Genomic DNA, 11,603 nt, shown 5'->3' on the forward strand with positions numbered 1-11,603 from the left:
GGAGCTTAGCCCGTTCCTGGACATGACCGTCGCCGAGAACCTCTATCTCGGCCGCGAACAGCGGCGCGGCCGCTTCTTCGTCGACGACAAGTGCATGCTAAGCGACGCGGAGGCGATCCTGGCGCGGTTGAAATTCAACATCCCCGCTGGTGCGCGGCTGCGCGATCTTTCGATCGCGCAGGCCCAACTCGTCGAGATCACCAAGGCAATCAGCCGCCGCAGCGACATCCTGATCATGGACGAGCCTACCTCGGCCATTGGCGAGCGCGAGGCGCAGATGCTGTTCGACGCGATCCGCACTCTGACCGCGGAGGGCGTGGGCATCATTTATGTCTCGCACCGCCTGACCGAGATCTTCGAGATCGCCGACGATTATACGGTCTTCCGCGACGGCCGTTTCGTAGGCGGCGGATCGATTTCCGAAATCGACCGCAAGGGCCTGATCCGGTCGATCGTCGGCCGCGACCTGTTGGACCATCATCGCGAACCGAAGGATACCGGCCCGCAGAAACCCTTGCTCGAAGCCCGCGGCTTTGCATCGAAGGGAAAGTTCGCCGACATCGACATGACCGTTCATGCGGGAGAGATCGTCGGTATATACGGGCTTCTCGGCTCCGGTCGCAGCGAGTTCGTGAATGCGCTCTACGGAAACGAGCCGCGGGATTCCGGCCAGGTGCTGATCGAGGGCAAGCCCATCGATCTCAAGACGCCCGCCGATTCCATCGGCGCCGGCATTTCGCTGGTCACGGAGGACCGCAAGCAGACGGGCCTGTCACTGACCGCGTCGGTCGCCCACAACATCACCGTGGCCAACCTGCCGCATTATGCGCGCAAGGGCTTCATGAACGGATCGGCGGAAGGCAGGAGCGTGGTCGAGCACATCAAGCGCTTCTCCATCAAGACGGCGTCGCCGGACCTGCCCGTCCAATCCCTGAGCGGCGGCAACCAGCAGAAGGTTGTCCTTGCGCGCTGTGTCGACACCAACCCCAGGATCCTGATCTGCGACGAGCCGACACGCGGCGTCGACGAAGGCGCCAAGCGCGAGATCTATGCCTTCCTCGGCAATTTCGTGAAGGCGGGAAACGCCGTGCTGATGATCTCGTCCGAGGTGCCCGAAATCCTCGCCAATGCGGATCGCATCGTCGTTTTTCGCCGGGGCCGCATCGCAGGCGAGGTCGCCGGACCCGAGGCCACCCAGGAAACCCTCGTTCATCTGGCTTCCTAGCCAGACGATCCATTTCGTGGAGAAGAATCCAATGGTATCCGCCAGTCAAAGCATGAGCGGCATGAGCCTGGGAAAGTTCATCGCCCGTTATGGCATCGTCATCTCGTTTATCCTCCTGTTCGTCGTGTTGTCGCTGGCGTCGCCGAACTTCCTGTCCACCAACAATCTGCTGAACGTTCTGCGGCAGGTCTCCATGAACGGTGTGCTGGCTGTCGGCATGACCTTCGTGATCCTGACGGCCGGCATCGATCTCTCCATCGGTTCGCTCCTGGCGCTGGCCGGCGCCGTGGCGGCCAGCCTGGTCACCGGCGCGGATGCGTTCAATCCGCTCCTAGCAGTCGCGGCCGGCGTCGCCGTGGGCGCGCTTTGCGGCGCCGTCAATGGCGGGCTGATCGCCTACTTCAAGGTGCCGGCCTTCGTCGCCACGCTCGGAATGCTGAGCGTGGCGCGCGGCGCGACGCTGCTTTACAGCGGCGGCCGCCCGATTCCCAATCTCAGCCTCGAATTCCGCTGGCTCGGCCAGGGTCTCGTGCTCGGCATACCGGTACCGGTGATCATTTTCGCCGTCGTCTTCGCTGTCGCGGCAATCGTCCTGCGCTACTCCATTTACGGAAGACGGGTCTATGCGGTGGGCGGAAACCCGCGCAGCGCGAAGACGAGCGGCATCAACACCACCGGCATCATCTTTTCGGTTTACGTCATCATGGGCGCGCTGGCCGGTCTCGCGGGTGTCATGCTGACGGCCCGCACCACGTCCGCCCTGCCACAGGCGGGCATCGGCTACGAACTCGATGCCATCGCGGCGGTGGTCATCGGCGGAACAAGCCTCACCGGAGGTATCGGCCGCATCGGCTATACGCTGGTGGGCGTGCTGATCATCGGCATGATCAGCAACGGTCTCGATCTGATGGGGGTGTCCTCATACTACCAGCAGATCATCAAGGGTTCGATCATCGTCCTCGCGGTGCTGATCGACCGCTCCCGAGCCGGGAGAGAGTAACAGGCGCAAGCGGCGCGGCCGCACGCAACATGGAGGAAATGCACATGAAAACGACAAGACGCTTCCTGATGGGAGCAGCGGCCGGCCTTGCCCTTGCAGGCATGGTGTTCGGGGGGAATTCGGCCGACGCCAAGACGCTGAAGATCGCGGCGATCGTCCAGAGCCTCAACACAGAGTACAATGTTCTGTGGGCCGATGCCGCCAAGGCGCACCCCGCGCTTGCGGACGGTACCGCCACGCTGACAGTTCTCGACGGTCGCCAGGACGTGCTGACGCAGTCGAACCTGTTCGACACAGCCATCACCGAAAAATACGACGCGATCATCTTCATCCCGGTCGACATCGACGCCGGCAATGAACCGATCGAGCGCGCGAAGGCAGCCGGCATCCCGGTGTTCGGCTCCAACACGATGGTTTCCAACACCGCACTCTACGACGCCTACATCAATTCCGACGATGTCGAGGCCGGCGAAATGCTGGCCAAGGCTGTGATCGACAAGGCCGGCCCACAGGCCAAGGTCGTGATCCTGGAAGGGATGCTGGGCCAGTCGGCCCAGGTGCAGCGGCTTGAAGGGATCCAGAAGGTGCTGAAGGAAAATCCCGGAGTGACCATCCTGGAGCAGAACACCGCCAACTGGTCACGCGCCGAGGCCATCACGCTGATGGAGAATTTCCTGACCTCGCATGGCGATGCGATCCAGGGCGTCCTGGCCGAAAACGACGAGATGGCCGTCGGCGCCATCGAGGGCATCCGCAACCACGGCCTGGATCCCAAGGCGGTTCCGGTCGCCGGCGTGGACGGCATCAAGGACGCGCTTGAAGCCGTCAAGCGTGGCGAACAGTCGATGTCCATCCTCCAGGATGCCAACGGACAGGCGCAAGGGGCGATCGACCTCGCGCTGCACAAGATCGTCGGCGACAGCTACAAGCCGCGCGCGGCTGTCTGGGACGTAAACGGCGGCAAGCTCGCCTGGAACGACGGCAAGGACCAGCATTACTACGTGCCGTGGCTGGCGGTGACCTCCGAGAATGTCGACAAGGTGCTTGTCGGCAATTGACGCTCCAACAGGAGGATGCCGCTCGCTCGCGGCATTCTCCTTCGCCACCGGCGCAGCGGGAATTGCTTGCTTCCGACATCAGGCGGTTCATTCTTTTGAGGACTTTGCGTTGCCGGAGGAAAAACAAGCTCGGGTGAAGTATAGGCTGGGAACGAACATGCGGAGTCCGCCATGAACCATGTAACCTTCGCCAGCAGCTCGCCTCGCAGGATCCGCCAGAGCAATTCGGTAGCGACGCTGAACGCGCTCCACCGCTTCGGCCCTTTGAGCCGGGCCGATCTCGCCAGGCATATGGGGGTCAACCGCTCGTCCGCCGGCAATATCGTCCTGGAGTTGGTCGAGGCCGGACTCGTTCGCGAAGTCGCGGAGAACGATGTCGCGAATCCGGCGGGCCAGCCCAGGGCCGGAAGACCGGGTATCCTCGTGGAAATCGTGCCTGAAGCCGTTTTCTTCGCCGGCATAGAGATCGGTGTCGAACATATGACATGCGTCGAGATCGATCTCGCGGGCAAGATCGTTCGCAGCGCCATGACGCGCTTCGAAGGACATGACAGCGATCCGGAGGCCGCGGTCCACATGGCGATCGAACAGGTGTTTCTCGAGATGCGGAAGGATAGCCTGGCGCGATGTCAGGGCATCGGCATCGCGGTGCCCGGACAAATGAACCAGGATGGTTTCATCCACGTCGCACCGATCCTGGGGTGGCGCAATGTCGATCTCACAGGCCTTGCCCGCAGCCTTCTTCCGGCCGAGATCCCGGTATCCGCGGAAAATGACGGCAACGCATTCGGCATCGGCATCACATACAGCCAGCCGGAAGCGGCGAGCGGCGTCACCTTCTTCATGGTCATCGAGAACGGTGTCGGTGGCGGAATTGTGATCGACGGCAAGTTGTTCCGCGGCGGCAATGGCCTGGCCGGAGAAGTCGGCCACCTCAAGACACGGAACCCGACATACCGGAATCTGGAGCAGGCCTTCGGGCGCGACCGCATCCTGTCATCCTATCGCCAGTACAGGCCGGACGCCGACTTGGACTTGTTCCTGCGTGACGTCCGCGATCGTGTTCCTCAAGCGGTGCAGCTCGCCGAAGAATGGGCTGTCTTGTTCGCATTTGCAGTCGTGCAGATCTCGCGGCTGATCGACCCGAACCGCATCGTGCTGGGCGGGTCCGTCGCGGAATTGTATCCATTGGTCGCCGCACGGGTCGACGCGCATATCCGCGAGCTCCAGGCCGCGACCTTTCCTGTCCCCGAGATCGTTTTCAACGAGAGCGCCATCTATGGAGCTGCCTTCGGAGCCGCTTGCATGATGCATCAGCGCTTCATGTCGCTCGACAACCAGATGCTCAACAAGGACGCGGTTTCCGGTCCAGACGCCTCGGCGTCGTGAAACCGCAAACGACACCACACCCAGGATTGGACGCTTGATGAACGACCTCCCCCAAACGCTTGCACCGGACTCGCTCGGGCCAACCGTGACGATTGGAGAAATCCTGGTAGAGATCGTCGCGAGGCAGACAGGCACCGGTTTCCGGGAACCGATCGACCTCATTGGCCCCTTTCCGAGCGGCGCGCCCGCCATCTTCATCGATCAATGCGCGCGTATGGGCGGAGCGGCCGCGATGGTGGGCGTGGTGGGCGACGACGATTTCGGCGCGGTCAACATGGAGCGCCTGAAGCGAGACGGCGTAGACACTTCCGCCATCGCTGTTTCCGCGGATTATCCGACGGGCAGCGCCTTTGTCCGCTACCGCACGGACGGAAGCCGCGATTTCGTCTACAACATCGCCAAATCCGCCGCCGCTCGACTGGAATGGACCCCGCAGGTCGAGGCGCTGATCGCGCGTTGCGGGCATATCCACGTCATGGGAACGGTGTTCGCAAGCCCCGCGGCCTGGGCGATCACCGAACGCGCGATCCCGCTGATCAAGGCACGCGGCGGCACCATGTCGCTCGATCCGAACCTGCGCAAGGAATTGCTGGCGCACGGCCAGACCGAGGAGAAATTCGCGAGCCTGGTGGACAAAGCGGACCTGCTGCTGCCGTCGGGCAATGAATTGTTCCTGGCCGCCGGCATGGATGGCGAGGAACGCGCAATCGAGGCGCTGTTCAAACGAGGGGTCAAGGAGATCGCCGTGAAGCGTGGCGAACATGGCGCGTCAGCCCGTCAAAGCACGGGCGCCAGTGCCGATTGTCCCGGCCTCATCGTCGAGGAAACGGACCCCACCGGCGCCGGCGACTGTTTCGGCGGAGCCTATGTCGCATGCCGGCGGTTGGGGATGCCGCTGCGGACTTCGCTCGAATTCGCCAATGCGGCAGGGGCGCGCAACGTCACACGCCTCGGCCCCATGGAGGGAGCCGGCACGCGGGCCGAACTGGAAGATTTCATGGCAAGAACGGCGAGAAGAAGCTGATGCGTGTGGCGATCGAAGATGTGCCGGGCCTGCACAGGGAAGGAAAGAAAATCGGGGTGACCTCGGTGTGCTCGGCGCACCCCCTGGTGCTGAAAGCCGCACTGCGGCACGGCCGGGACACGGGCACCACCGTCCTGATCGAAGCGACGTGCAACCAGGTCAATCATCTGGGCGGCTATACGGGCATGACGCCGTCCGATTTCGCGGCGATGGTGAAAGCGCTCGCGGCAGTCGAGCAGTGCCCGACAGAGCTGATCGTGCTTGGCGGGGATCATCTCGGTCCCAATCCCTGGAAAGACCGGCCCGCCGAGGAGGCGATGGCGCAGGCCGGGACAATGGTCGATGCTTATGTCCGCGCCGGCTTCCGCAAGATCCATCTCGATGCATCGATGGGCTGCGCGGGTGAACCGGCGGCGCTAGACGACCATACGGTGGCCGAGCGCGCAGCCAGAATGGCGGGCGTCGCGGAACAGGCGGCCGCGCAGAGCGGCGGGGCAAGCCCGGTCTACATCATCGGGACGGAGGTGCCGCCTCCCGGTGGCGCCGATCACGCGTTGGATGCGATCACCCCGACCAGTCCGGAGGCGGCTCGCCAGACACATGCCATTCACGCCAAAGCATTCCAGGCCGCCGGGCTTGAAAGCGCGTTTTCCCGCGTCATCGGGCTTGTCGTGCAGCCGGGCGTGGAGTTCGGCAACCAGAATGTGATTTTTTACGATCGGACCAAGGCCAGCGATCTGGCGGCAACTCTGAACACATTGCCGTCGCTCATTTTCGAAGCGCATTCGACGGACTATCAGGGTGAGAGGCCGCTGCGTGAACTCGTCGAGGACGGCTTCGCTATCCTCAAGGTCGGCCCCGAGCTGACCTTCAAACTGCGCGAGGCGCTTTACGCGCTCGACCTGATCGCTTCCGATCTGGTGCCTTTCTATGGCGAGCGGCCGCTTTACCACGCCATGGAAGAGCTGATGCAAGCCGCGCCCAAGAACTGGGCAAGCCACTATCATGGCAGCGATGCCGACAAGCGGACGCTGCGCCACTACTCCTATTCCGATCGCATCCGATATTATTGGGCGACCCCGCAAGCCCGTGCCGCCTGCGACCGGCTCTTCGACGCGTTGAAGGGCCGCAAGGTGCCGGTGACGCTGTTTCTCCAGCACCTGCCTTCGGCGCTCGCTTGGGCCGACCGAGCCTGCGACGTCGAAGAGATCGCGATCGATCACGTCCAGGGAAGCATCGAGATCTACGCCCGGGCATGCGGCACCTGAGCCCTCGTCCGGTTCTTCAAGGCCAGAGCGGATGGGCTGGCGGGCGGCAGAAATACTTACAGCGATGGTCCCAATCGGATCGGGCTGCCGTCGCTGAAACGGGATTGACGGAACCTGTGGAGATTGTGCCCGGTCTCGTTGCCCAGGATCAAATCGGACAGAATGCGGCCCATTCCGGGTCCTATGCCGAAGCCGTGGCCGCTCATCCCGGTCGCGACAACGAGGCCTGGGAATGCAGCGGCGCGATCGACGATGGGCACGACATCAGGCATGGCATCGATCATGCCCGCCCAGCTCGCCTTGAGCGGTACGGTCGTGAACTGAGGGAAAAGCTCCCTGAACCCGCCGTCGATGGCGCGGAGCGCCGACGTCTCGGGAGCCGGATTGAGGACGCGCATCCGTTCGAAAGGGCTTTCTTCATCCGCGTTCCATCTGCGCGGGGTCGACCAGCCGTCCGGGTAGCCTCGCGGCGCGGCCGGCAGGTAGCGTGTGCCGAACGGATTGGCCATCAGGGCGCTGACATATTTGCCTGCATGGCGAAATGCGTCCGGCCCTATGTAGAGTTGGCTGCTGCCTCCCGATGCGAGCGTGTACCCGCCATCCTGCCTGCGCCGGAAAGCGATGCGTTCGTCCGCGGCGGCGCCGGCGTGGATTTCCGCCATCGGCGCTGTCGCAGCGACGGTCGCCCTGACGCTGAGCTGCGGAATCGAGATGCCGTGGGCGCGCAGGAACAGCGACGTCCACGCGCCGCTGGCGACGAGGACGCTCGAGGCCGCGATGAGCCCTTTCTCGGTCCAGACGCCACTGATGCGTCCCGCGGAGATGTCGAGCATACGTGCCGCGCAATTCTCGATGATCGTCGCGCCTTCGCGCGCCGCCAGGCGAGCAAGCGCGGGCACGGCGGCCCAAGGCTCTGCCCGCATGTCCGATGGAGTGATCATTGCGCCTTTGAACAGTCGCGACATGGCCGGGATCAGGCTTGCCAGCTCACCCTGGTCGAGGAGACGCGTGTCGACGCCATGAGCCTGGGCGATCTTCAGGAATTTCGCGAAGCCGGCCATCTCCTTGTCTGTTCGCGCAAGATAGGTAACGCCCGTCTGCTTCAGTCCTATGTCCTCGCCACATTCCTGCGCCAGTTGCCGCCAGAGGCGCTGCGCTTCGATGACGATCGGCAGTTCGTCGGCATCGCGGCCCTGCTGCCGGATCCAGCCCCAGTTGCGCGAGGATTGCTCGGCGGCGATGCGTCCCTTTTCCAGCAGCGTCACCGAGACGTTCCGGCGCGCCAGGAACAGTGCCGTGGTCACGCCAATGACCCCGCCGCCGATGATCACGACGTCCGAGGTCCTCGGCAGGGGCTGCTGGAACTGGATCGGGGTGGCTTCGGTGAAGGGGAAGATTGTCAAAGAGCACTATCCTTTGGTATTCCGCAGCGGCGTCCGGTCTACGCACTTGATATCAGGGCAGCGATATCTGGCCGCCGTGAGATGTCGATACCACGCGAGGAGATTGATCGTCAGCTGCTGCTTGCCGGGAACGACGAGGCCAGATCGCGGCGCCGGCAAATCCACGCTTCTGAAATCAATTTCCGGGCTCATGGCGCCGACCGGGGGCACGCTTGCCTTCAACAGCGAGTCGATCGCCGGCCAGGCGCCGGAAAAGCTATGCCGGAAGGCCTGGCACTGGTGCCGGAAGGCCGCAGTATCTTCCGGACACTGACGGTGCGGGAAAACCTGCTGCTCGGCGGCATGATCCGCAAGGACAAGGCCGAAGCGGCCGCCGATCTGGGAACGGGTTCTGGAAATCTTTCCGATCCTCAGGACCCGCTACCGCGGCGTTGCCGGCCACCTTTCCGGCGGCGAGCAGCAGCAGCTTGCCATCGCCCGCGCCATCCTGCAGCACCCGTCGCTGATGATGGTCGATGAACCGTCGCTTGGCCTTGCGCCGCTGGTGATCGACCAGGTCTACGAAAGCCTCCGCCAGCTTAGCGCCAGCGGCTGACCCTGCTCGTCGTCGAACGGTCCACCGCTCGCATTCTCGACCTCGCTTCCCGCGTCTACGTGCCGCGCAACGGCCATAACGCGCTGGAGGGGTCGGCAAGCGAGCTTGCCGACGGACATGCGCTGGAAAAGGCCTATTTCGGCTATGGCGATCGTCAGACGGCGCACGCATAATCGGGCAGGCAAGGGCTACAACAATGATTTTCGACTACTGCGTCATCGGCGGCGGCATCGTCGGCCTGGCGACGGCCATGCGGCTGCTGGAAACATATCCCGGCTGCAGCCTGATCCTGTTGGAAAAAGAGGAGGCTCTCGGCAAGCACCAGACCGGCCACAACAGTGGTGTCATCCATGCCGGCATCTACTATCCGCCAGGCAGCCTGAAGGCCGAGCTCTGCCGCAAGGGCGCGGATGCCACCAAGGCCTTCTGCCAGGAGAACGGCATCCGCTTCGATGTCTGCGGCAAACTGCTCGTCGCCACCTCCGCACTCGAAGTGCAGCGCATGGAGGCGCTCCACGAACGCTCGAAGCAGAACACGATCGAAGTCCGGCGCGTCAGCGAGGGTGAATTGAAGGAGCGGGAACCGAACATCCGCGGTCTCGGCGCGCTTTTCGTGGCCTCGACCGGCATCGTCAGCTATGCCGATGTCTGCCAAGCCATGGGGCGGCGCATCAGGGCGCTTGGCGGCGAGATCCGCCTGTCGACGCGCGTCACCGGCATTCGCGAAGTCATCGATTCCGTCGATATCGCGTCGGCCGGCGAAAACTGGCAGGCGAAAAAACTGGTGGTCTGCGGCGGTCTCCAATCGGACCGGCTGGCCGTGCTCGCCGGGCTTTCGATCGAGCATCGCATCGTTCCCTTCCGCGGCGAATACTATCGCCTTCCCGCATCGAAGAACGACATTGTCCGCCATCTGATCTATCCCGTCCCGGATCCAGCCCTGCCCTTCCTTGGCGTGCACCTGACGCGGATGATCGACGGCAGCGTCACGGTCGGGCCGAATGCCGTTATCGGTTTTGCCCGCGAAGGCTATCCACGGCTTTCGTTCAATGTTTCGGACATGGCCGACTACGCGCTGTTTCCCGGCTTCTGGAAAACCGTGTTCGCCAACCGCGGATCTGCGGTAACGGAACTCCGCAACTCGCTCTGGAAGCCAGGCTATCTGGAGGAGTGCCGGAAATACTGTCCGAGCCTCAAGCTCGCCGACCTGCTCCCGCACGAAGCAGGCATCCGCGCGCAAGCCGTGCGCAAGGACGGTGCCCTCATCCATGATTTCCTGTTCGCACAAACGGACCGCATGCTGCACGTCTGCAACGCGCCTTCCCCCGCCGCCACCTCGGCGATCCCGATTGCAGAGATGATTCGAGATCGCCTCATACAGGGCTGCTGAAAATGAGGCGGTACGCACTGGAGCCCAACTGAACGCTGGAGTATCTGCCTGGGCACCGGCCGCGGCCAACGCAGCTTTTGCGTCGGAACCAGATCGGCGCACCACCAGGCCAGCAATGCCGCTCCCGGCGAGAGGGTAGCAACTTGGCCTGCGGTTTCCGCAAGCAAAGGTTCCGTGTGGACGACGGCTTTTTTGGCTGCGCAAAGATCTCAGGCGAAACGACGGCTGACGTCATTGGCAGGGTTCGCTCCCGGCTGACCGCCATTTTGTCGACCGTCATAGCTGGACGGCCTCCCTATGGCACCAGAATGGTACACGTCCATAAGACGCACCGACACCCAAGCCAGCCTAGCTAACCAGAAGCCTTTAAGTCTTTGAAATTATGTCGCTATTTATGGTACCGTTGGCTGGGATCGAACCAGCGACCTCCGGATCCACAATCCGGCGCTCTAACCATCTGAGCTACAACGGCACGTTGCCTGAGCGGATCGAAACAGAAACTCATCCGCCGCTCTGTCGTTCGGCGATGCGTCCTTACGGGCTTATGGATTCTAATTCAAGGCTTTTGGAAAGCAAAGGTCACTTCCCCACATCGGCGCGGCATTCGCCCAGCAAGAAGGCGCAGGCAAGGACCAGGCGACGGACAAAGAAAAAGGCCGGCGGGAGGAGGTGCCGGCCTTTTCCTGTTACGAGCCAGCGGGAGGAGGTGCTGGCTGGTCACCCCGGGGAGCAGAGGGAGGAGGTTCCACTCACCGGGTATTCCTTGATGGCTGCCATCATACACCTGATCGTTTTTAAGAAAATGCGACCTTTTGTTGCATCTTCAGATCATGCGCAAATGTTAGGCAACCTTGATTTCCTTCATCGCCTTCTCGAAGGCGGTCTTGATCGGCTTGGAGACGTCCTCGGCGGCCTTGGAGGCAACGGCCTGGAAGTCCTTGGCCTGCTCGACGGTCGATTCGACGCGCTTGCGCAGGAAGGCGGTCTGCAGCTCGACGACTTCCGACAGCGACTTGGCGCCGATCAGGGCTTCGAGGTGGGAAAAACCGGCCTCGGCATTGGCACGCAAAGCGGAGATGGTCTTGAGCGACAGGTCGTTGGAAACGGTCTTGGCGGTCTCGTAGGTCGACTCCAGAGCCTTCTGGGTCTCCTCGGCGCCGGTCTTCAGCTTGGCATAAGCCTCTTTCGACTGCTCAACGCCCTTTTCGGCGAAAGCGCGAATCTGGTCAGTGGCCTTGGAAGCGTCGAAGC

Annotated in this window: 10 protein-coding genes and 1 tRNA gene; 8 read left to right on the forward strand and 3 right to left on the reverse strand. The window is 62.9% G+C overall.

The window, feature by feature from the left end; all coding sequences use genetic code 11:
• The 6 genes from EN991_RS08585 to EN991_RS08610 form a co-directional block, all read left to right on the forward strand.
• Window positions 1-1,225: sugar ABC transporter ATP-binding protein (locus EN991_RS08585; RefSeq protein WP_164768926.1), on the forward strand; the 1,225-nt coding region annotated here is incomplete at its 5' end.
• Window positions 1,226-1,256: 31 nt separating this feature from the next.
• A complete protein-coding gene (locus EN991_RS08590) occupies window positions 1,257-2,225 on the forward strand; it encodes an ABC transporter permease (protein WP_032898845.1) in 969 nt (322 codons plus the stop codon).
• 44 nt (window positions 2,226-2,269) lie between these two features.
• Window positions 2,270-3,283: a substrate-binding domain-containing protein gene (locus EN991_RS08595; protein WP_127368577.1), complete on the forward strand. Its 1,014-nt coding sequence runs from the start codon at window positions 2,270-2,272 to the stop codon at window positions 3,281-3,283.
• A gap of 171 nt (window positions 3,284-3,454) precedes the next feature.
• Window positions 3,455-4,672 carry an ROK family transcriptional regulator gene (locus tag EN991_RS08600; protein WP_013530260.1) on the forward strand — a complete coding sequence of 406 codons (1,218 nt, stop codon included), beginning with the start codon at window positions 3,455-3,457 and terminating at the stop codon, window positions 4,670-4,672.
• A 37-nt stretch (window positions 4,673-4,709) separates the two neighbouring features.
• The gene (locus tag EN991_RS08605) at window positions 4,710-5,696 is read left to right on the forward strand and encodes a sugar kinase (RefSeq protein WP_063170080.1); all 987 of its coding nucleotides are present in this window, start codon (window positions 4,710-4,712) and stop codon (window positions 5,694-5,696) included.
• A complete protein-coding gene (locus EN991_RS08610) occupies window positions 5,696-6,964 on the forward strand; it encodes a D-tagatose-bisphosphate aldolase, class II, non-catalytic subunit (protein WP_127368578.1) in 1,269 nt (422 codons plus the stop codon). The genes EN991_RS08605 and EN991_RS08610 overlap by 1 nt, the downstream gene beginning before the upstream one ends.
• Window positions 6,965-7,020: 56 nt before the next feature.
• On the opposite strand, the gene EN991_RS08615 is transcribed toward EN991_RS08610, so the two are convergent.
• A complete protein-coding gene (locus tag EN991_RS08615; protein ID WP_127368579.1) occupies window positions 7,021-8,367 on the reverse strand; it encodes an FAD-binding oxidoreductase in 1,347 nt (448 codons plus the stop codon).
• Window positions 8,368-8,625: 258 nt separating this feature from the next.
• Here EN991_RS08615 and EN991_RS40810 point away from each other — a divergent pair, with 258 nt between their 5' ends.
• A complete protein-coding gene (locus EN991_RS40810; RefSeq protein ID WP_245460923.1) occupies window positions 8,626-8,886 on the forward strand; it encodes a hypothetical protein in 261 nt (86 codons plus the stop codon).
• A 275-nt stretch (window positions 8,887-9,161) separates the two neighbouring features.
• Window positions 9,162-10,352, forward strand: coding sequence for an L-2-hydroxyglutarate oxidase (gene lhgO / locus EN991_RS08625; protein ID WP_206519179.1), 1,191 nt, complete (start codon window positions 9,162-9,164; stop codon window positions 10,350-10,352).
• Between the two features lie 395 nt (window positions 10,353-10,747).
• Here the strand turns inward: lhgO and EN991_RS08635 are convergent.
• A tRNA-His gene (locus EN991_RS08635) sits at window positions 10,748-10,824 on the reverse strand.
• Between the two features lie 369 nt (window positions 10,825-11,193).
• Window positions 11,194-11,603: phasin (locus EN991_RS08640; protein ID WP_127368581.1), on the reverse strand; the 410-nt coding region annotated here is incomplete at its 5' end.

The organism is Mesorhizobium sp. M7A.F.Ca.US.005.03.2.1 (genome assembly GCF_003997795.1).
Taxonomy (GTDB): domain Bacteria; phylum Pseudomonadota; class Alphaproteobacteria; order Rhizobiales; family Rhizobiaceae; genus Mesorhizobium; species Mesorhizobium ciceri.

Bases quoted from the DNA above. Each gene is read 5' to 3' on its own strand.
- EN991_RS08605 (WP_063170080.1), top strand. From the start codon at position 4,710: ATGAACGACCTCCCCCAAACGCTTGCACCGGACTCGCTCGGGCCAACC.
- EN991_RS08590 (WP_032898845.1), top strand. From the start codon at position 1,257: ATGGTATCCGCCAGTCAAAGCATGAGCGGCATGAGCCTGGGAAAGTTC.
- EN991_RS40810 (WP_245460923.1), top strand. From the start codon at position 8,626: ATGCCGGAAGGCCTGGCACTGGTGCCGGAAGGCCGCAGTATCTTCCGG.
- EN991_RS08595 (WP_127368577.1), top strand. From the start codon at position 2,270: ATGAAAACGACAAGACGCTTCCTGATGGGAGCAGCGGCCGGCCTTGCC.
- EN991_RS08600 (WP_013530260.1), top strand. From the start codon at position 3,455: ATGAACCATGTAACCTTCGCCAGCAGCTCGCCTCGCAGGATCCGCCAG.
- EN991_RS08610 (WP_127368578.1), top strand. From the start codon at position 5,696: ATGCGTGTGGCGATCGAAGATGTGCCGGGCCTGCACAGGGAAGGAAAG.